This is a genomic window from Kingella denitrificans ATCC 33394 (assembly GCF_000190695.1).
Classification (GTDB): domain Bacteria; phylum Pseudomonadota; class Gammaproteobacteria; order Burkholderiales; family Neisseriaceae; genus Kingella_A; species Kingella_A denitrificans.
This window is the reverse complement of sequence record NZ_GL870929.1, coordinates 627,729-647,488: the sequence shown is the minus strand read 5'-3', so window position 1 is coordinate 647,488 and position 19,760 is coordinate 627,729. Positions and strand designations below refer to the sequence as shown.

General features: G+C 55.4%; 17 protein-coding genes and 1 pseudogene. 12 read left to right on the top strand and 6 right to left on the bottom strand.

Annotated features, from left to right (window positions below):
• Positions 1–45: 45 nt before the first annotated feature.
• Positions 46–1,698, bottom strand: coding sequence for a phospho-sugar mutase (locus tag HMPREF9098_RS03165; RefSeq protein WP_003781948.1), 1,653 nt, complete (start codon positions 1,696–1,698; stop codon positions 46–48).
• Between the two features lie 31 nt (positions 1,699–1,729).
• A complete protein-coding gene (locus tag HMPREF9098_RS11920) occupies positions 1,730–1,888 on the bottom strand; it encodes a hypothetical protein (protein WP_169309620.1) in 159 nt (52 codons plus the stop codon).
• A 137-nt stretch (positions 1,889–2,025) separates the two neighbouring features.
• Between HMPREF9098_RS11920 and HMPREF9098_RS03160 the strand changes: the two genes are divergently transcribed.
• The 6 genes from HMPREF9098_RS03160 (at position 2,026) to HMPREF9098_RS03135 (ending at position 8,419) form a co-directional block, all read left to right on the top strand.
• Positions 2,026–3,609 carry a YdgA family protein gene (locus HMPREF9098_RS03160; RefSeq protein ID WP_003781944.1) on the top strand — a complete coding sequence of 528 codons (1,584 nt, stop codon included), beginning with the start codon at positions 2,026–2,028 and terminating at the stop codon, positions 3,607–3,609.
• Between the two features lie 87 nt (positions 3,610–3,696).
• Positions 3,697–4,908: a murein hydrolase activator EnvC family protein gene (locus HMPREF9098_RS03155; protein ID WP_040564650.1), complete on the top strand. Its 1,212-nt coding sequence runs from the start codon at positions 3,697–3,699 to the stop codon at positions 4,906–4,908.
• Between the two features lie 136 nt (positions 4,909–5,044).
• Positions 5,045–5,275, top strand: coding sequence for a hypothetical protein (locus HMPREF9098_RS03150; RefSeq protein ID WP_003781939.1), 231 nt, complete (start codon positions 5,045–5,047; stop codon positions 5,273–5,275).
• 83 nt (positions 5,276–5,358) lie between these two features.
• Positions 5,359–6,984, top strand: coding sequence for an ABC-F family ATPase (locus HMPREF9098_RS03145; RefSeq protein WP_003781937.1), 1,626 nt, complete (start codon positions 5,359–5,361; stop codon positions 6,982–6,984).
• A gap of 64 nt (positions 6,985–7,048) precedes the next feature.
• Entirely contained in the window at positions 7,049–7,831 is a 783-nt protein-coding gene (locus tag HMPREF9098_RS03140; protein ID WP_232617952.1) for a WGR domain-containing protein, read from the top strand.
• Between the two features lie 93 nt (positions 7,832–7,924).
• Positions 7,925–8,419 carry a hypothetical protein gene (locus tag HMPREF9098_RS03135; protein WP_003781934.1) on the top strand — a complete coding sequence of 165 codons (495 nt, stop codon included), beginning with the start codon at positions 7,925–7,927 and terminating at the stop codon, positions 8,417–8,419.
• Between the two features lie 56 nt (positions 8,420–8,475).
• Here the strand turns inward: HMPREF9098_RS03135 and HMPREF9098_RS03130 are convergent, their stop codons facing one another.
• Positions 8,476–8,721, bottom strand: coding sequence for a hypothetical protein (locus tag HMPREF9098_RS03130; RefSeq protein ID WP_003781932.1), 246 nt, complete (start codon positions 8,719–8,721; stop codon positions 8,476–8,478).
• Here HMPREF9098_RS03130 and HMPREF9098_RS03125 point away from each other — a divergent pair.
• The 3 genes and pseudogenes from HMPREF9098_RS03125 to HMPREF9098_RS03110 all read left to right on the top strand — a co-directional run bounded on the left by HMPREF9098_RS03125 (position 8,716) and on the right by HMPREF9098_RS03110 (position 11,635).
• Positions 8,716–9,036, top strand: a complete 321-nt coding sequence (locus tag HMPREF9098_RS03125) for a DUF6882 domain-containing protein (protein WP_003781931.1) — start codon at positions 8,716–8,718, stop codon at positions 9,034–9,036. The two genes, HMPREF9098_RS03130 and HMPREF9098_RS03125, sit on opposite strands and share 6 nt — an antisense overlap.
• A 32-nt stretch (positions 9,037–9,068) precedes the next feature.
• A pseudogene (locus HMPREF9098_RS03120) lies at positions 9,069–9,895 on the top strand (integrase core domain-containing protein); the annotation flags it as partial.
• A gap of 327 nt (positions 9,896–10,222) precedes the next feature.
• Positions 10,223–11,635, top strand: a complete 1,413-nt coding sequence (locus tag HMPREF9098_RS03110) for an SLC13 family permease (protein ID WP_003781927.1) — start codon at positions 10,223–10,225, stop codon at positions 11,633–11,635.
• 154 nt (positions 11,636–11,789) lie between these two features.
• Here HMPREF9098_RS03110 and HMPREF9098_RS03105 read toward each other — a convergent pair whose 3' ends face one another.
• From HMPREF9098_RS03105 to HMPREF9098_RS03095, 3 genes are all read right to left on the bottom strand, one after another.
• Positions 11,790–13,055, bottom strand: a complete 1,266-nt coding sequence (locus tag HMPREF9098_RS03105; protein ID WP_003781926.1) for a Glu/Leu/Phe/Val family dehydrogenase — start codon at positions 13,053–13,055, stop codon at positions 11,790–11,792.
• A gap of 503 nt (positions 13,056–13,558) precedes the next feature.
• Positions 13,559–14,779, bottom strand: a complete 1,221-nt coding sequence (gltS, locus tag HMPREF9098_RS03100) for a sodium/glutamate symporter (protein WP_003781920.1) — start codon at positions 14,777–14,779, stop codon at positions 13,559–13,561.
• A gap of 112 nt (positions 14,780–14,891) precedes the next feature.
• On the bottom strand, positions 14,892–15,101 hold the full coding sequence (locus HMPREF9098_RS03095; RefSeq protein ID WP_003781916.1) for an alternative ribosome-rescue factor A: 210 nt from the start codon (positions 15,099–15,101) through the stop codon (positions 14,892–14,894).
• A 205-nt stretch (positions 15,102–15,306) separates the two neighbouring features.
• Here HMPREF9098_RS03095 and HMPREF9098_RS03090 point away from each other — a divergent pair, with 205 nt between their 5' ends.
• The 3 genes from HMPREF9098_RS03090 to pepN all read left to right on the top strand — a co-directional run bounded on the left by HMPREF9098_RS03090 (position 15,307) and on the right by pepN (position 19,574).
• Complete coding sequence (locus HMPREF9098_RS03090; protein ID WP_003781913.1) at positions 15,307–15,990, top strand: sulfite exporter TauE/SafE family protein; 684 nt, start codon at positions 15,307–15,309, stop codon at positions 15,988–15,990.
• Between the two features lie 38 nt (positions 15,991–16,028).
• Positions 16,029–16,751, top strand: coding sequence for a pyrimidine 5'-nucleotidase (yjjG, locus tag HMPREF9098_RS03085; RefSeq protein ID WP_003781912.1), 723 nt, complete (start codon positions 16,029–16,031; stop codon positions 16,749–16,751).
• Between the two features lie 135 nt (positions 16,752–16,886).
• Positions 16,887–19,574 carry an aminopeptidase N gene (pepN, locus tag HMPREF9098_RS03080; protein WP_003781909.1) on the top strand — a complete coding sequence of 896 codons (2,688 nt, stop codon included), beginning with the start codon at positions 16,887–16,889 and terminating at the stop codon, positions 19,572–19,574.
• The last annotated feature ends 186 nt before the right edge of the window (positions 19,575–19,760 follow it).

Here is a 19,760-nt window from a genome sequence, read left to right as displayed (position 1 = left end):
AAGCAGCCTGCACCCTGTTTTTGCATGTGCAGGCTGCTTTTTTCATCAGCAGTCCAAACGCCCCATCGCGTCCGAACGCAGTAATGCGCGCACGTCTCGGTCGAGTTCGGCCAGCGTTTGTTCGGCATCCGCTTCGGTCGCGCCTTTCACGTCCAAATAAATTTTCAGCTTCGGCTCGGTGCCGGATGGGCGCAGAATCATGCGGCTGCCGTCGTCCAGATAATACGACAGGATGTTGTTCGGGTCGGCATCGTGCAGATAATCTTTGCTGCGGACGATGCGGCGCGTGCCGATGTGTTCGGGCGCATTTCGGCGGAAGGTGTCCATCAGTTTGCCCAAATCGGGCAGGGCTTGGACGCGGATGGAAACCTGACCGCTGGCAAACGCGCCGAATTCGGCATAAAAATCGCGGATGTCGTCGGCAATGGTTTTGCCTTTGGCTTTGAGTGCGCGCACATAATCCAAAAACGCCACGGCGGCGGAAATGCCGTCTTTGTCGCCGACTTGGTCGGGATTGACCAGATAGCCCAGCGATTCTTCGAAGCCGAACACCAGGCGCGGAATGCGGGCGATGTATTTGAAGCCGGTCAGCGTTTCGGCGTGTTCGAAGCCGTATTTTTGGGCGATTTGCGCCAATGCCGGCGTGGAAACGATGGTGCAGCCCAGCGCACCTTTGCGTGTGGCCGGATTTTTGGCAATGTGCCGTGCCAGCAGGCAGCCGACCAAATTGCCGTGCAGCGTGCGCCAGTTGCCCGATTCGTCGGGAATGGCCACAGCAAGGCGGTCGGCATCGGGGTCGTTGGCCAAGATAAATTCGGCGTTTTCCCGTTTGGCCAATGCGAAGGCCAAATCCATCGCGCCTTTTTCTTCCGGGTTGGGGAAGGCGACGGTGGGGAAGGTGGCATCGGGTTCGGCCTGTTCGGCAACGATGTGCGGCAGCGGCAGGCGGGCGGCGGCCAGCGTTTTGAGCAGCACTTCTTTGCCCACGCCGTGCAGCGCGGTATAGACGTAATTCAAATCGCATTCGGGCGCAACGGCCAGCGGTGCGACTTGGGCGATATAGGCATCGACCACTTCGTCGTCCAAAATGCGGTAATCGCTGCTGCGGGGGAATTCGGTGATGGGTGTGGCGAACACGCGGTCGATGTATTGCGCCATTTCTTTATCGGTCGGCGGTACGATTTGCCCGCCGCCGTGCTGTTTGCCCAAATAGATTTTATAGCCGTTGTCTTGGGCGGGGTTGTGGCTGGCGGTGACCATAATGCCGGCGGTGGTGTTGAAATGGCGGATGGCGAACGCCAGAATCGGCGTGGGCATCATGCGTGGCAGCAGCAGGGTTTCGATACCGGCGGCAGCCATGATTTCGGCGGTGTCTTTGGCGAAGGCGAACGAGTTTTTGCGCCCGTCATAGCCGATGACGATGGAAGGGGCGTCGTCGTGGTCGCACAGGTAGTCAGCCAGTCCTTTGGCGGCTTTGCAGACCAAGACGCGATTCATGCCCGTGCTGCCGGCTCGGATTTCGCCGCGCAGGCCTGCGGTGCCGAACTGCATGCGGCCGTCAAACAGGCGGTGCAGGGTTTGTTCGGCGGCTTCGTCGCCGTTTTGCGCTTGGGCGAGCAGGTTTTGGACGTATTCGCGGGTTTCGGCATCGGGGTCTTGTGCGGCCCATGCTTGGGCGGTGCGGTGCAGTGGGTTCATGCGTTCTCCTTTGGCGTGAAAGGGTTTGAGTTTAGCAGAAAATCAGCAGGTGCAGGCTGCTTTCGGCGTTGCCGTGAGGCGCGGCGTTTGGGTTTGGCGCACAAAAAGCAGCCTGCAACCCGGCAACCGATGTGCAGGCTGCTTTTTTCATGGGGCGGGGCGGTAGGGTATGCCGCAATAGAAGGCGCATCCGAAAGCAGCCTGCGCACTGTCGGCAGGCGGGCGGCGCCGCACGGTTGCGCTTTAAATCGCCCACACGAAAAGTGCTGCCGCCGGTTTTGTGTTATGATAGCCGTTCCTACCAATATATAGTCTTGACAATTATCCATGAAAAAGATGCTATTGGGCAGCACGACTGCCGTTTTGGTGGCGGCCGCCGGCGTTGGCACCCCGCATTATCTGGGCACCCAAGCCAAGCAGAGTTTGGAAATCCAGCACCGCATTTTGGCGGAAACCTTCCTGTTTGAAGTCGTATCGCACGAATACGAACAAGGCTGGCTGGAATCGACCGAAAAAACCGTTTTGCGCTTCCATCCGCAAGTGTTGAGCAATTTGGGCAAACAGCTGCCCGACAATCTGCGCGCCGTGTTGTCCAAACCCATCACCATGATTAACCACGTGCACCACCATCCGTTCGCCGACGGTGCCAAACCCGTGCGCGCGGTGGTGGAAACCGAATTTGTGTATGACGACGAAGTGCAGAAAACACTGGCACGCTTCTTCGGCGAACAAAAACCGCTGCGCATCCGCAACGTGATTGCGCTGGACGGCAGCGGTGCTATGGAAATACAGATTGCCCCGTTCGAATATGAAGAACTGTCCGGCATCAAGCTGGATTGGCGCGGTTTGAGCGGGCAGGTGAAATATGCCAATGCGTTCGCGCATTACACGACCGAATTCAAAGCCCCGCTGTTTAAAGCCGTGCTGGCCGACAAAGGCAGCCTGCAACTGGAAAACTGGCAGCTGGTCAGCGAAAGCTATTCCGCCAGCAATCCGCAAATCGCGCTGGGTTCGTCGCAAACCCAGCTGGCACGCGCCGAATTCGTGTGGAAAGACAAGGTCAATTACAATCTGAAAATCAACGAACTGATTAACATGGTCAGCGATTTGCAGATTGGCGCGTTCATCAATCCCAACGGCACGGTAACGCCCGACAAAATCGTGGTGGAAAACGTGCAGTACAACACCAAAACCAGCGAGCCGACCCAAGGCTTCATCAACTCCGAAGGCCAGTTCCGTTTCGACAAACTGCATTACGGCGCGGATACATACGGCCCGCTCAATATTTACATTGCCGCAGAACACCTGCATGCCGATAGTTTGAACGCGCTGAAAAAACGCTGGCAGGCGATTACCGCCCAAGCACTGCCCGAAGAGAAACAGCGCGAAGCGGCACTGGCCGCCGTGCGCCAAGAAGGTTTGGGCATTTTCACCAACAACCCCGTGTTCCAAGTGCGCGAGTTTGATTTGACCACGCCGAACGGGCGTTTCCGCGCCACAGGCAGCCTGCAGCTGAACCAACTGGTGCAGAGCGATTTGAACAGCCTGCCCGCGTTCATGGCGAAGCTCAAAGCGCAGCTGAATTTGGACGTGTCGCAAAAACTGATTGAAAACTTCGCCGTGCAGCAGACACGCAGCCTGTTCACCGTGGAAGACCCCACCAACCAGCAGGAACAGCAGGAAATTGCCGACACCATCCGCGTGCTGACACGGCAAACGCTCGACACGATGACCCAAGAAGGCTATATCACCCGCGAAAACGGCATGGTACAGACGCAGTTGAACATCGCCGACAACCGCATCCAGCTGAACGGCAAAGCCTTCCAAGCACCGTCCGACGAAGACCTGTTTGCCGGATTGGAAGACGGGCCGGCCAGCGCACCGCACGCATCGGCAGCTTCAGGGCACTAAACAGAAAAAAGCAGCCTGCACTTTCGGAACATGCAAAGTGCAGGCTGCTTTGTGGCACATCAAATTGAATTTGGGATACAAACCGGTATGAAAAACAAGGTTTATTTTGCCTGCATTGCCGCACTGCTCGCCATCGCCCCCGCGCGCGCCGAGCCCGAACCGCAGCCGCAAGCGCAGTCGCAGTCGGACAATACGCAGTTGGACAACATCCGCCGCGCGATAAGCGAAACCGAAAAACGCTTGGCTGACCGGCAGGCTGCACACCGCCGCGCGCAGCAGGCACTGGCACGGGCAAAAGCCGAACTGGAAGCCGCACGGCGCGAACTGGCACGGCTCACGCGCCGCCAAGAAGCCACATGGCAGAAGCTGAAAAACCTGCAAGCCGAACTGACGCGCCTGCAAGCCGACATCACCAGCACCAAAGCGCAAATCGCCCGCCTGCTGTCCGGCAATTACCGCAACCGGCAGCCCAGCGCCGTGATTCTGTTTCTGAAAAACGCCGATGCCAACCAGAAAAGCCGCTTCCTGACCTACACGCGCCACATCAACCGCGCCAACGAACAAGTCATCCGCAGGCTGGCAGAACAGCAGGCGCAGCTGGCGCAACAGCAGGCCGCCGTCAATGAAGAGCTGGCCAAGCTGCAACGGCTGACCGAAGAGCAGGAGCAGAAAATGCAGCGCTTGGGGCAGAGCAACAGCCGCGCCCTTGAAGGCAGCCGCGAGCTGAATCAGGAAATTGCCGAACACCGCGAACGGTTGGCACGCCTGCGCCGCGAAGAGCAGGGCTTGAACAACGTGATTGCCGGCATCCGCAACCGTCAAAACCGGCAGCCGTCGGATACGGCGCAAGGCAATTTGACCCGCGAAGACAAGCAGTTGCGCCCCAATGAATCTTTGGCGGCAGAGACCCACGCCAATGTGGGCGGGCAACAAGGACGGCTGCCCATGCCCGTGAGCGGCCGTGTGGCAGGCAGCTACGGCGGACAGCGTGAAACCGGCGGCACATGGCGCGGGCTGTTCATCGCCACGCAGCCTGCACCCGTACACAGCATTGCCGCAGGGCGTGTATCGTATGCCGCCAGCCTGCCGGGTTATGGCAACACCGTCATCATCGACCACGGCGACGGCTATATGTCGGTTTATACCGGCCTGAGCCAAGTGGCGGTGGGTAACGGCAGCCGCGTATCGGCACGGCAGAGCATCGGCACCAGCGGCACGCTGCCGGCGGGCGAACAAGGCCTGTATTTTGAATTGCGCTATCATAATCAAACGATTAACCCGCGCTCGTGGGTGCGGTAAACCCAAAAAGCAGCCTGCACTTTGGAAAACGGAAGTGCAGGCTGCTTTTGCCCATGCCGGGATTCCATGACAAGGGGAAATCACAATGCCGATGTCGGAACTCTTGAAAGTGCTGAATTGATTCGTTTGGGTTTTCGTGCTGTTCCATTTGTCGTCGCATTCCCATTGGCGCGGCGTGCTGCCGGTGGCAGGTTATGCCTCTGTTTATTATGCGGTTTTGTATTATTTGTATCGGCAAGACCGCATGTTTGAATTTTATTTGATCGGCTTTATGTTGGCGCTGGCCACACTGCCGTATCTTCTAGGTTCCATGAAAGACGCGCCGCGCGGCATTTCGATACGGCAGGAATACCGCCCATCGCGTTAATGCGGGCGTGCAGGCAGCCTGCACCCCCGTTTTGTGCTACAATCCGCCCCATTTTTAAATTTTTGCATATTAGGAAAATAGCCATGATTTCCACCAACAACATCACCATGCAGTTCGGCGCGAAGCCGCTGTTTGAAAACGTCTCCGTCAAATTCGGCGAAGGCAACCGCTACGGCCTTATCGGCGCGAACGGTTCGGGCAAATCCACCTTCATGAAGATTTTGGGCGGCGATTTGGAGCAGACCAGCGGCGAAGTGGCGATTGAACACGGCGTGCGCTTGGGCAAGCTGCGCCAAGACCAGTTTGCCTACGAAGACATGCGCGTGCTGGACGTGGTGCTGATGGGGCACACCGAAATGTGGGCGGCGATGACCGAGCGCGACGCAATTTACGCCAATCCCGAAGCCACCGAAGAAGACTATATGCACGCCGCCGAATTGGAAGCTAAGTTCGCCGAATACGACGGCTACACCGCCGAAGCGCGCGCCGCCGAACTGTTGAGCGGCGTGGGCATTGCCGAAGAACTGCACAACGCCACCATGGCGGAAGTCGCACCCGGCTTCAAGCTGCGCGTGCTGCTGGCGCAAGCTCTGTTCTCCAAACCCGACGTGCTGCTCTTGGACGAGCCGACCAACAACTTGGACATCAACACCATCCGCTGGCTGGAAGGCGTGCTGAACCAATACGACAGCACCATGATTATCATCAGCCACGACCGCCACTTCCTGAACGAAGTCTGCACCCACATGGCGGATTTGGACTACAACACCATCACCGTTTACCCCGGCAACTACGACGACTACATGCTCGCCTCCGCCCAATCCCGCGAGCGTGCGCTGAAAGACAACGCCAAAGCCAAAGAAAAATTACAGGAACTGCAAGAATTTGTGGCACGCTTCTCCGCCAACAAATCCAAAGCCCGCCAAGCCACCAGCCGTCTGAAACAGGCCGACAAAATCAAAGCAGAAATGGTGGAAGTGAAACCCTCCACCCGCCAAAACCCGTATATCCGCTTTGAAACCGACGAGAAAAACAAGCTGCACCGCCAAGCCGTGGAAGTGGAAAACCTGGCCAAATCATTTGATAAAACCCTGTTTGAAAAACTGTCTTATATTCTGGAAGCCGGACAACGCCTCGCCATCATCGGCCCGAACGGCGCGGGCAAATCCACCCTGCTGAAACTGCTGGCCGGCGCGTTTGACGAAAAACTGTCCGACATAAAACCCGATGCAGGCTGCATCAAATGGGCGGAAAAAGCCACCATCGGCTACTACCCGCAAGACCACGAAAACGACTTTGACGTGGACATGGATTTGACCGAATGGATGCGCCAATGGGGCCAGGAAGGCGACGACGAACAAGTGATTCGCGGAACGCTCGGCCGTCTGCTGTTCGGCAGCAACGACGTGGTGAAGAAAGTGAAAGTGCTCTCCGGCGGCGAAAAAGGCCGCATGCTCTACGGCAAACTGCTGCTGTTGCGCCCCAACGTGCTGATTATGGACGAGCCCACCAACCACATGGACATGGAAAGCATCGAATCGCTGAACATGGCGCTGGAAAAATACAAAGGCACGCTGATTTTCGTGTCGCACGACCGCCAGTTTGTTTCATCGCTCGCCACGCAGATTATCGAGCTGGACGGCAAAGGCGGATATGAATATTATCTGGGCGATTACGAGAGCTATCTGGCGAAAAAAGGGATTGAGTAAGACACGTGCAGGCTGCCTGAAAAAAGCAGCCTGCACTTTTTCAAAATAAATGGAGACTGATTGGATGACATATTTGGAATACCGCGATGAGCAATCCGAAAAATTCTGGCAAATCGATATAGACGGCAACAGCCACACGGTTACCTTCGGGCGCATCGGCACGAAAGGGCAGAGCAAAACCAAATCTTTCGCCAGCGCGGAAGAATGCGAAAAAGATGCCACCAAACTCATCCAATCCAAAAAAGCCAAAGGCTATGCCGCGCCGGGTGAAACACCGCAGCCCAAAGCCCCTGCGGAAGTCCTGCTGCAACAACGCTTTGCCTTGTCAGACGGATATGACGGCTTGGTTGCCGAAGCAACGCTTTGGGGCAACACCGTCCCCGTCGTGCTGGATGCTGACGAATTATTAGACGAATACGACGGCGACGAAGACGCGCTTTACGACCCCGCCGCCGTGGAAAAACTATTCAAAAACAAAATCCCGTATAAAAAGATTGAAGCGGTGCTGAAATGGATTGAAAAGAACCGCAAAAAGATGATTGATTTCGCACTTGATTACGAAGATTTTGTCGATGTGTTCAACGATTGGGCCGCACAAGAAATCGCACAAAAAGGCAAAGCCGTCCTGTATGACGGCACGGTTTTGACTGCCGAAATGGACAGGCAGGCCGTCATTAACAGCATCCGCCTATCCGGTATATCCCTATGGGTGGATTTTGACGACAAAACCGTCAGCGATTTCAGTATCGATTTATCCACCGAACAGCCCGATTATTTCGGCGGACACACACTCACCATCGAAGTGGACGAAGACAAAGAAATATCTTTCGGCGGCATGAACGGATAAGGCGGTAACGATATTTGAGGCTACCTGAAAATCGGCAAATCAGTTTTCAGGCAGCCCATGGGTTAATGATTTAAAACGCAAGAAAGGGAAAAGATGTTTACACTCAATGGGTTTGGCACCACGTTTGTCGGCGAATGCGATTACGAACCGGACGGCACTTATGTGACCACAGCATGGATTGTGGCTTTATGGGTACCGCTGATTCCGCTATATAGCGCGCGGGTTTTATCGGTGGAACCAACCATGTTGTCGGGCACGAATTATCAAATCATCAAGCAGCCGGTGCATTGGGGGCAGGCTCGGCGGATATGGGCGTACACGCTCGGCATACCCGCACTGCTTGCCCTGTTTGTTTGGATGGTGGATGTGCTGGATTCATTGTCGCCGCTGGCGGGGCAAATCTCATTTTGGCTGGCAGTGGGTGCGATGCTTGCCTACGCCCTTTTGCCGTTTTTCCTGCGTTACCGAGCCTGCAAGGCAATTGGTTTGCGCTACAAAGAGCTGAAAGTCTCACCGATTACTTGGCTAGCAATCGTGTTGCTGTTGCTTGCCATCGGTTATGTGGTGTGGTTTGGAAACCAACTATAGCGAAGGCCTGGAATCGGCTCAATCTTGAGGCTGCCTGAAAATCGGTAAAGCGGTTTTCAGGTAGTCTTTGTGTTACGTTGGCCCCACACAAACAGCGCCACGCCCGCCCATACCCACAGATGACCGGCAAATTGCATACGGCTGAACGGCTCGTGGAAGGCGGTGAGGCCGAGTAGGAATTGTAGGCCAGGCGAGAGGTATTGCAATATGCCGATGGTGGTGAGGTGAATGTGTTGCGCGGCGGCACTTGGCTGTGGGCTTGGGGCAACCAAGGTTAGGATTTTGCCGAAAACATCGTGCACGACAGCTTTGCATTGCAACGATACGGCAAGGAAAACGGCATTGCGTGGCTGACCGAACGTACGTTTGAACTGGAACAGGACGATGTGGAGGCGGTGGCTGCCGTTGCTGTCGGCATCGTACAGGCGGACGGCTATTATTTGGCGTTCCACGATGCGGGCATTGCGGTATTTTCCCTGCGCGACACGCGTCTTCAGCAGGCATTGGCCGCCGAGAATCCTGCCCGCGCCGCCATTATTCCCGAGATGGTGGCAACGTTTATGCTGTATCAGCAGCATGAGGCCGTTGCCGAATATCTGCGCTGTAGAAATCCCTAGCGTTGTTTACAGTATTTCAGGAGAATACTGACATGAACATGCACAAAAACACCCGACTCACCCCACACCACCGCCAAGCCATTTGGCTGGTCTACACATAGGAGAAGGAGAGCGTCACCTCCCTGGCCCGCCGTTACCAAGTCAGCCGCGTCACCATCTATCGCGCACTTAAGGCCGCAAGGGGCAGGCTGCTCAAACCCCAAACCAGTACCAACAACCGTTTCAAACAGGCAAAGTACGGAATGAAACGCCTGGCCAAGGTAGAACGCAGCATTCAGGAAAAACTCAAAAAGCAGGCCAAACGCTACAACAAGTCCTATCCCGGCGAAATGGTGCACGTCGATACCAAACGACTGTCGCTGCTCAAAGGGCAGAAAGCCACCGACAAACGAGATTACCTGTTTGTCGCCATTGATGATTTCTCAAGAGAACTGTACGCCGCCATCCTGCCGGACAAAACCGCAGACAGTGCGGCCAAGTTCCTAACGGAACAAGTCATCGAACCCTGCCCCTATTTGATCGAGTGCGTGTATTCGGACAACGGCAGCGAATATAAAGGCGGGGCAAGTCATACTTTCGGCACTCCCTGTTATGAAAACGGCATCAATCAAAAGTTTACCCGTCCTGCCCGTCCGCAGACCAACGGCAAAGCCGAGAGGGTTATTCGGACGATTATGGAAATGTGGCACGAAAAGCAGAGTTTTGACAGTCGGGAACACCGGCAAAAGGAGCTGTGCCGATTTGTGAACTTTTATAACACCGTGAAGCCGCACGGTAGTCTGGGCGGCGATACGCCGTTTGAGGTGTTGCAAGCTTACTTTTCTCAACCTGTGGTGTAAACAACGCGGTTATTTTCTACATCTGCGCCAAGCGGGTTATCAAATCGAGCAGGGCGAAAACGGCAAACACATCGGTATCACGGTGCAACGCAACGACAGCATGCTGCAAGCCGATTTTGAAGACGGCTTCTTTCGTGATTTGTCTGCCCAACTGCAAAAATAATTTTTCAGAGGACCCCAGCCGTATCAAAAGCTGCAGCCGCTGTAAAGGCCGTCTGAAATAATATTGCACTACCTGGGAAATCCTCCTAGTTTAATTTTTTGCCATCTCATGTAAATTTATGTTATCGTGAACACACCGAGGCTTCGGTTTTCGGCAAGAAGAATTTCATTAGGAGAGATTTTCCATGACCAACAAACCTCAAACCGACCAACAGCCGGAAAACGTGGAATTATTGAGCGCACAAGCGCCGATAACCAGTTTTCGCGGTCTGATGATCGCCATCGTTGCCACCATTATCAGTGCTGTGCTCTATCAAATCCTGCCTTATGACGAAAATGTCAATAAAGGTCTGACCATCCTCGCATTTGTCGCCATCATGTGGTTTACCGAAGCCGTGCATATCACGGTAACCGCATTGATTGTGCCGCTTTTCGCCATTTTGTTCAAAGTTCCCGAAATGGGCACGAAGCAAGCATTGGCAGGATTTTCCGACCCGATTATTTATGTCTTTTTCGGCGGATTCGCACTGGCCACTGCGCTGCACATGCAGAAGCTGGATCGGAAAATCGCCATTTGGCTGATTTCCCTTTCGCGCGGCAACACCTTTATCGCCGTGCACCTCCTGTTTGCTGTTACTGCCTTCCTTTCCATGTGGATCAGCAATACGGCCACTGCCGCCATGATGTTACCGCTGGCCATGGGTCTGATGAGCCATCTGGATAAGGAAAAAGACCGCAATACCTTTGTTTTCGTCCTCCTCGGCATCGCTTATTGCGCCAGTATCGGCGGATTGGGCACCGTGGTCGGCTCTCCGCCGAACGCCATCGCCGCCAAAGCCTTGAATTTGGATTTCGCTGGCTGGCTGAAATTCGGCCTACCGATGATGCTGGCACTGTTGCCTTTGATGCTGTTCTCCCTGTTCGTCGTTTTAAAGCCCAATTTGTCGCAACGGGTCGAAGTGGAAAAAGAAGACATTCCATGGACGCTGCACCGTGTGATTGCTATGCTGATTTTCATCACCGCGGCCGTGGCCTGGGTAATGGGCGACAAACTGAAAAAACAATTCGGCATCGACAGCCCGGATGCATTTGTTGCACTCACGGCAGCTGTTGCTGTGGTGATTTTCGGTGTGGTGCGTTGGCGTGAAGTTGCCCGTAATACCGACTGGGGCGTATTGCTGCTGTTCGGCGGCGGTATTGCCTTGAGCAACCTGTTGCAAAAATCGGGCGCGTCGGCCGCGTTGGGTAACGAAATGGCTTCGGCTTTTGTCGCCACCCATCCGTTCATTGTGATTCTGGCCGTGTCCGCCTTCATCATCTTCCTGACCGAGTTTACCAGTAACACCGCTTCCGCCGCCTTGCTCGTACCCGTTTTTGCCAGCGTGGCCGAACAAATGGGCATGCCGAAAGAAGTGATGGTACTCATCATCGGTATCGGCGCGTCTTGTGCCTTTATGCTGCCGGTGGCCACACCGCCGAATGCCATCGTGTTTGGCACGGGGCTGGTTACGCAGAAAGATATGCTGCGGGTCGGTATGCTGCTCAACATCCTCAGTATCGTCCTAGTTTCAATGTGGGCATACTTCTTCCTGCGCTAAAATCCTGAAACCGTATTAAAGGCCGTCTGAAAGTAAGTTTCAGACGGCCTTTCGGTTTTTTACCACTGTGTAAAATTGTTTAGAATACTGCGTATTTTTGGACAAATCATTCAGCCGGATATTACATATACATGTTCAAAATCCGGCTACTTCATCAATACCAGCCGCGCAGCTTCATCGCTTTTTCAACGCGGCGGATACTCATCATGTAAGACGCGGTACGCAGGTCCACGTCATACTCTTGCGCCAGATTCCAAATATCGCGGAACGCGCGGCGCAGGACGACGGTTTCTTTTTCCTGAACTTCGTCAAATTCCCAGTAATAGCCTTGCAGGTTTTGCACCCATTCGAAATAGGAAACGACCACGCCGCCGCAGTTCGCCAGAATATCGGGCACGACCAACACGCCATTTTGACGCAGGATGGCATCGGCTTCGGGTGTAGTCGGACCGTTTGCGCCTTCGACCACGATTTTGGCGCGGACTTTGCCGGCGTTTTCGGAAGTCAGTTGGTTTTCCAGTGCACAAGGGGCGAGTACGTCCACATCCAGTGCCAAGAGTTCGGCATTGCTGATTTCCTTGCCGTAACCCGCTTTGTTGGTGATAAAGCCGTTGGTCTGATACTCTTTGAACAAGGCTTCCATATCCAAGCCGTTTTCATTGTAGATGGCGACATCGACGGTGGAAACGGCAACGACTTTCGCACCGGCTTTGTGCGCGTAATAGCCTGTGTGGTAGCCCACATTGCCGAAGCCTTGAATGGCGTAGGTCGCGCCTTTCACGTCTTTGCCGAGTTTCTCCAAAGCTTGGACGGCGGCAAAGTTTACGCCGTAACCCGTCGCTTCGGTGCGCGCCAAAGAACCGCCGAATTCGACCGGTTTGCCGGTAAACACGCCCGGCGCGGATTTTTTAACGATGTTTTCATAAGCATCGACCATCCACGACATGATTTTGCCGTTGGTGTTCACATCGGGGGCGGGAATATCGATTTTCTCGCCGATGAGCGGGGAGATGGCTTCGGAATAAGCGCGGGAAATGCGTTCCAACTCTGCTTCGGAATAATCGCGCGGATCCAAGGTAACGCCGCCTTTGCCGCCGCCGTAAGGAATGCCCGCAACGCAGCATTTGATAGTCATCCAAATCGACAGGGCTTTGACTTCGTCAAAATTTACATTGGGATGGAAACGCACGCCACCTTTGTATGGGCCAACGGCGTTGTTGTGTTGCGAACGGTAGCCGGTAAAGGTTTTGACTGTGCCGTTGTCGAGTTTGACAGGGAAGCTGACTTCCAAGGCACGTTGCGGATTTTTCAGGATTTCATACACCGCAGGGTCGGCATTGAGTCGGTCGCAGGCGGTTTTCACCTGTTTGCGGGCGATTTCGAACGGATTCAGCGTTTCTTTTGCAGTAGATTGGGACATTTCTCATCCTTCTTGTGTTAGGTGGGGGTGTAAAGGTTGTACAGCCGTTACTATAACCAATTTTCCAGCAAAATGTAATGGCGTGTAGTTAATGTTTTCGGAATAGTTTCATTTGTATAGGCTTTTATTTTTTGGCGATTACCGGAATCTGTTTCTTATTTTCCAATATTTGCCATTGGAACGGATTCATTGAATGAAGAATTTGGTTTTGAAGGAGATTTGAATACGAAAAGGATTTTATTTTAAGATTTTGTATTTTAAATGGAAAATTATAATGAATTGGTTTTGGATATAGGGCGGGCAAAATGGGAAATAGGGCATAGGACTGATTTCAGTCCACTACAGAATACGAACGGCAATACGCTGTTTGAACAAGGCAGCTGCCATAGCTGATTGCGTTCAATATGGCAATGCCCATCAAAAACGGGACGGCTGTTGAAAACCGTCCCGTTCGGGGTTTGCGGGCTACAAAAGCAGCCTGCACTTTTATTGACAATCAAGCATTAGCCGAAAAATGCCATCATGCGGTCGAGGATGGCGGCGTTTACCAAGTCGATAAAGAACGCGCCCACCAGCGGCACAATCAAAAACGCTTTGTGCGAAGGGCCGAACATACTGGTAACCGATTGCATATTGGCAACGGCGGTCGGGGTTGCACCCAAACCGAAGCCGCAGTGTCCAGCGGCCAAAATGGCGGCGTCGTAGTCTTTGCCCATGAAGCGGAAGGTAACGTAGTACGCATAGACCCACATCACCACGGTTTGCACCAGCAGGATGGCCATCATCGAGCCTGCCATGCCGGAAAGCTGCCACAGTTTCATACTCATCAGCGCTATGGCCAAAAAGAGGCTGAGCGATGCGTTGCCGAACACGTCAATCGCGCGGTCGAACATATCGAAGCGGAACAGGGTGGTCAAGGTATTGCGCAGCACCACGCCGAAGCCCAGCGCCCACACGAATTGCGGCAGTTTGAAGCCGTGTTCAGAAGCGTAAGTATAGGTAAAGGATGAGAACGCTAAGCATGCGGCAAACAGTGCCATGGTTTCGATGGCGGATTCGGCTGTAATCAAGCGGGTGCGGCCGGAGTTTTCAAAGGTGGAGTCGTCGTATGCGCCGTCGTTGTCGCTTTGCTGGCTTTCTGCCACTGGTTTTCGTCCCATTTTGGTGATCAGGCGTCGCGCCAGAGGGCCGCCGATCAAACCGCCGGAGACCAGGCCGTAAGTGGCGGACACCATGGCCATTTCCACTGCGCCGGTAATACCGTATTTGTCCGCCAATGTCGCACCGTATGCGCCGCCCGTGCCGTGTCCGCCGGTCAGCGTGATGGAGCCGGTAATCAGGCCGATAAGCGGATTTTGGTCAAGCAGCACGGCCATGCCCACGCCGACCAGGTTTTGCACGATGATGAACACGCTCACAATCACCAAAAAGACGACCAGCGGGAAGCCGCCTTGTTTCAAGCGGCTGAAATCGGCAGAAAGGCCGATGGAGGCGAAAAACGCAATCATGAAGGTGCGCTGCATATCGCCGTCAAACTCAAACGAAATGCCGGTGGTGGCATAAAGCGTGCCGATGATAGCGGCCGCCAGCAAACCGCCGGACACGGGTTCGGGAATGTTGAAATCGCGCAGGAATTTGATTTTGCGCACCAATAAGCGGCCGATGAGCAGCACGATGGTGGCGCAAATCAGCGTGTAATAAGCATTGAGTTTGATTGGTTCCATGAAGTCTCCCTTTCTTCTTGTGGAAATACAGGCCGCCGGTGTCGGATACACGGCGCATGAAGGCGCGAATATATGCGTTTTGTTAATCTTTGTCAAAATGTGGCAAGAAATTTTACGCAAAACATAAGCAGCCTGCACTTGCGGCATGAAAACAAAAACGGGACGGTTGTTCAAAACCGTCCCGCCATTTTTTGGCTTCTTGTCTGTTGTAGCTGCCTTTGCCTTTTTTCTTGCGTTCCGTTTTGTGGCGGAACAGGTTGGAGCGGACCAGCGCTTTGAGCGCGTTGTCGCGGATTTTGCCTTTATTGTGTTCGTGTTTCATGCGGATTTCCGTTGTGAATGAAAGCGGCGGATTATACGGCACAAAAAAGCAGCCTGCAAAGTTCTCCTTGCATTCGCGCCGCGCCGCGCCTATATTCGGTACTTTTGTTTGGCGCACGGATATTGGGAAACGTTATGGGCATTTTCAACCAACATGGTGTAGGCTGCTTTTGCCGCCGCCCACCGAAACGGCAGGGGCTGGCGTGATGTGGGATTGGGGCACTTTGCTGTCGCTGTTTCTGCTGGGCTTTTTCGGCGGCACGCACTGCGTGGGCATGTGCGGCGGTTTGAGCAGCGCGTTTGCTTTGCAGCTTCCGCCGCATATCCGGCGCGTGTGGCTGATTTTGCTGATGAATTTCGGCAGGATTGCCAGCTATGTGCTGATTGGCGCGCTGATGGGGCTGCTGTCGGGCATGGGCAGCCTGCTGAACGAAACGCACACGCTGCAAATCGTGCTGCTAGTGTTGGCGAATATTTTTCTGCTGCTGATGGGGCTTTATTTGGCGGGGCTGTCGGATTGGGCGAACAAAACCGAGTGGGTGGGGCGCTGGCTGTGGCGCAAAATGCAGCCTGCACTGCAAAAACTGCTGCCTATCCGCAGTTATGCCGCGTGTTTCGGCGTGGGCGCGCTGTGGGGCTGGCTGCCGTGCGGGCTGGTGTACAATGCTTCGCTGTTCGCGCTTTCCAGCGGTTCGGCCGGCACGGGGGCGCTGTATTTGCTGGCGTTCGGTTTGGGCACGCTGCCCAATCTGCTGGCAATGGGGATTTTTGCCGCGCAGTTGCAGCGATTGGTGCGGCAGCGCGTCCTGCGGTTAATCACGGGCCTGCTGATGAGCGCGTGGGCGTGCCGCCAGCTTTGGGTGGCAGTGCAGGCTGCTTTGGGCGGCTGAACGTGGGGCGCAGGGCGTGGGTATGGCGGCAAGACGCCATGAAATGTTTGAATGACGGTGAATTGAAAAATATGCAGAAAAAATACGACTGGCTTTTGTTTGATGCGGACGAGACGTTGTTTGATTATCCGTCGCACATCGGTTTGGCGCGGCTGGCGGCGCGGTACGGCATTGCGTGGACGGACGCGGATTATGTGCAGTTCCAGGCGGTGAACCAGCCTTTGTGGCGCGCTTATCAAGAGGGGCGCATTGACATCGGGCAGCTGGAAGCGCAGCGGTTTGCCGATTTGTCGGCGCGCACGGGGCAGCCTGCACCGCAATTAAACCGCGAGCTGCAACTGGAAATGGCGCAGCTGTGCAACCTTTTGCCCGGCGCGCGCGAATTGCTGGCTGCCGCGCATGGTGCGGGCATCCGCATCGGCATCATTACCAACGGGTTTGCCGTGCAGCAAGAGCCGCGCCTGCGCGCTTCGGATGTTTCCCAATATATTGATTTGTTGATAATTTCCGAGTTGGAAGGCTTTCCGAAACCCGATAAGCGGCTGTTTGAGGCCGCGCTGCACAAAATGAAGCAGCCTGCACCGCAGCGTGTGCTGATGATTGGCGACAATCCGGACACCGACATTGCCGGCGGCGCGCGGGCAGGCATGGACACCGCGTGGTACAACCCCGAAGGCCGCGCCTGTCCCGAACACGTTGCGCCGACGTATCACATCCGGCATTTGCAGCAGCTGCATGCGGTGGTGCTGCCGCCGCGTTAAAAAGCAGCCTGCACTTCTATTTTGTTGATTGAACGGATTTTTTTTGTAAGGCCACCATCGTGTTTGCCGGCATTCCTTCCAATATATGCCATGTTCATCCGCGCTATCACTCCCGAATAAACGAAAGGACACCCCATGACCTCCACCCAAACCGTCAAATACCTGCGCGATTATGCCGCGCCCGCTCACCTTGTCCCCAAAACCGAGCTCTTGTTCGACATCATTAGTGAAACCGAAGTCCGCATCACCGCCACGCTGCACATCGAACCGCAGCACGGCGCCACCGAGCTGGAACTGCACGGCGACGCAAAACTGCACCGCATTGCGTTAAACGGCGAAACGCTGCCTGAAAGCCGCTACACGCTGGATAAAGACAGCGAAACGCTCACGCTGCACGATATGCCCGCCGAACCGTTTGTGCTGACCGTGGAAACCGAAGTCAATCCCGCCGCCAACAAATCCTTCAACGGCCTGTATGCCAGCGGCGGCAACCTTTATACGCAGTGCGAGCCCGAAGGCTTCCGCCGCATCACCTTCCACCCAGACCGCCCCGACGTGATGGGCGTGTTCACCACCGAAATCCGCGCCGACAAAGCCGCCTTCCCCGTGCTGCTTTCCAACGGCAACCAAATCCGTTCAGGCAGCCTGCACGATAATCCTAACCGCCATTTTGCCGTGTGGCACGACCCGTTCGCCAAACCCACTTATCTGTTCGCGCTGGTGGCGGGCGATTTGGCGGTGCGGCGCGACACGTTCAAAACCCGCAGCGGGCGCGACGTGGCGATTGCGTTTTACACGCGCGCCGAAGATGCCGACAAAACCGCGTTCGCCATCGAATCGCTGAAAAACGCGATGAAGTGGGACGAAGAACGCTTCGGGCTGGAATACGATTTGGATATTTTCATGGTCGTGGCCGTGGGCGATTTCAACATGGGTGCAATGGAAAACAAAGGCCTGAACATCTTCAATACCAAATATGTGCTGGCAGACGAGCGCACCGCCACCGACCCCGATTTTGAAGGCGTGGAAAGCGTCATCGGCCACGAATATTTCCACAACTGGACGGGCAACCGCGTTACCTGCCGCGACTGGTTCCAGCTTTCGCTCAAAGAAGGCCTGACCGTGTTCCGCGACCAAGAATTTTCCGGCGACAGAGCCAGCCGTGCCGTGCGCCGCATTGAAAACGTGAAAATGCTGCGCCAGCACCAGTTTGCCGAAGACGCCGGCCCGATGGCGCACCCCGTCCGCCCCGCCAGCTATGTGGAAATGAACAATTTCTATACCATGACCGTGTACGAAAAAGGCGCGGAAGTGGTGCGGATGTATCACACTTTCCTCGGCGAAGAAGGCTTCCAGCGCGGCATGAAGCTCTATTTTGAACGCCACGACGGGCAGGCCGTCACCTGCGACGATTTCCGCGCTGCCATGGCCGATGCCAACGGCGCGGACTTCGACCAGTTCGCCCTGTGGTATTCGCAGGCCGGCACGCCTGTGTTGGACGTTTCAGACAGCCTGCAATCCGAAGGCAGCCTGCACACCTACACGCTGCACGTCAAACAAAGCCTGCCCGATACGCCCGATATGCCCGCCGCCGACAAACGCCCGATGATGATGCCGCTTGCCGTCGCCCTGCTGGACGAGAACGGTGAAAAAATCCCGTTTGCGCTTTCAGGCAGCCTGCACACCGAAACCGTGCTCACTGTAAACCAAGCCGAGCAAACCTATGAGTTGCAGCTTGCCCGCCCCGTTCAGAGCGTTACTCCGTCCCTGCTGCGCGGCTTCTCCGCCCCCGTGCATCTGCATTTTGACTACACGGACGCGCAACTCGCCCACCTGCTCGCCCACGACGACGACCCGTTCGCCCGTTGGGAAGCCGGGCAAACCCTGTACCGCCGCGCCATCGCCGCCAACGAAGCCGCGCTGGAAAACGGAACAGACCTGCCCGAACACGCCGCGCTTGCCGAAGCCCTGCGCCGCATCTTGAACGACCAAAGCATCGACCCCGCTTTCAAAGCCCTGCTGCTGCAAGTGCCCGCCGAAAGCGAACTGTGGGACGGCCGCACCCGAATCGATCCCGTGCGCACCGCCGCCGCCCGCGAAGCCCTGCACGAAGCCCTTGCAGGCAGCCTGCACGGCGAACTGCTAGCCGCCGCACTCAACGCCCGCGAAGCCGAAAACGCCGACAAGCGCGGCAAGCAAATCAGCATATACGGCTACAACCCGCAGGATGCCGCCCAGCGCAGCCTGCAATACACCGCCTTCGCCCTGCTGCACCGCTTCGACGACAGCGCGATTATGGCGCAGGTGTTTGAACATTATGACGAAATCGCCCGCAAAAACATGACCCACGAATGGGGCATACTCACCGCCGTGAACCACAACGAAAGCCCGCGCCGCAACGAACTGCTCGTCCGCTTCGCCGCCAAGTTCGACGACCAAGCCCTCGTGATGGACAAATACTTCATGCTGATTGCGTCCAGCCGCCGCAGCGACACCCTGGCCCAAGTGCAGGCTGCCCTGACGCACCCGCGCTTCGACATCGCCAATCCCAACAAAGTCCGCGCCCTCATCGGCACATTCGCGCGCAACGTCCCGCATTTCCACGCGGCGGACGGCAGCGGCTACCGCTTTGTGGCGGACAAAATCCGCGAAATCAACGCCTTCAATCCGCAAATCGCCGCCGGACTCGCCCGCAGCTTCAATCTGATGCAGCGCGTCGAACCGCAGCGCCAAGCCCTGATGCGGCAGGAATTGCAGGCACTTGCCGATATGCCCGACCTTTCCAAAGACGTGCGCGAGATTGTGGAGAAGATTTTGGGCTAGGGCGGTTTTGGGCAGCATGAAAAAGCAGCCTGCACTTTGCGAAAACGGAAGTGCAGGCTGCTTTTTTATAGTGGATTAAAATAAAAATGAGACAAGGCGGCGAGCTGCAAGGCGTACAAGTAGTACGTCAAGGCGAGCCAACGCCATATCATTGCGATTTTAATTCACTATATCTTCAAAAAACAT

What these genes read in the sequence shown, in the direction of transcription:
- HMPREF9098_RS03135 (WP_003781934.1), top strand. Translation starts at nt 7,925, where the DNA reads ATGTTTACACTCAATGGGTTTGGCACCACGTTTGTCGGCGAATGCGAT.
- HMPREF9098_RS03145 (WP_003781937.1), top strand. Translation starts at nt 5,359, where the DNA reads ATGATTTCCACCAACAACATCACCATGCAGTTCGGCGCGAAGCCGCTG.
- gltS (WP_003781920.1), bottom strand. Translation starts at nt 14,779, where the DNA reads ATGGAACCAATCAAACTCAATGCTTATTACACGCTGATTTGCGCCACC.
- HMPREF9098_RS03105 (WP_003781926.1), bottom strand. Translation starts at nt 13,055, where the DNA reads ATGTCCCAATCTACTGCAAAAGAAACGCTGAATCCGTTCGAAATCGCC.
- HMPREF9098_RS03110 (WP_003781927.1), top strand. Translation starts at nt 10,223, where the DNA reads ATGACCAACAAACCTCAAACCGACCAACAGCCGGAAAACGTGGAATTA.
- HMPREF9098_RS03155 (WP_040564650.1), top strand. Translation starts at nt 3,697, where the DNA reads ATGAAAAACAAGGTTTATTTTGCCTGCATTGCCGCACTGCTCGCCATC.
- HMPREF9098_RS03160 (WP_003781944.1), top strand. Translation starts at nt 2,026, where the DNA reads ATGAAAAAGATGCTATTGGGCAGCACGACTGCCGTTTTGGTGGCGGCC.
- pepN (WP_003781909.1), top strand. Translation starts at nt 16,887, where the DNA reads ATGACCTCCACCCAAACCGTCAAATACCTGCGCGATTATGCCGCGCCC.
- yjjG (WP_003781912.1), top strand. Translation starts at nt 16,029, where the DNA reads ATGAAATGTTTGAATGACGGTGAATTGAAAAATATGCAGAAAAAATAC.
- HMPREF9098_RS03165 (WP_003781948.1), bottom strand. Translation starts at nt 1,698, where the DNA reads ATGAACCCACTGCACCGCACCGCCCAAGCATGGGCCGCACAAGACCCC.
- HMPREF9098_RS03090 (WP_003781913.1), top strand. Translation starts at nt 15,307, where the DNA reads ATGTGGGATTGGGGCACTTTGCTGTCGCTGTTTCTGCTGGGCTTTTTC.
- HMPREF9098_RS03140 (WP_232617952.1), top strand. Translation starts at nt 7,049, where the DNA reads ATGACATATTTGGAATACCGCGATGAGCAATCCGAAAAATTCTGGCAA.
- HMPREF9098_RS11920 (WP_169309620.1), bottom strand. Translation starts at nt 1,888, where the DNA reads ATGCGCCTTCTATTGCGGCATACCCTACCGCCCCGCCCCATGAAAAAA.
- HMPREF9098_RS03095 (WP_003781916.1), bottom strand. Translation starts at nt 15,101, where the DNA reads ATGAAACACGAACACAATAAAGGCAAAATCCGCGACAACGCGCTCAAA.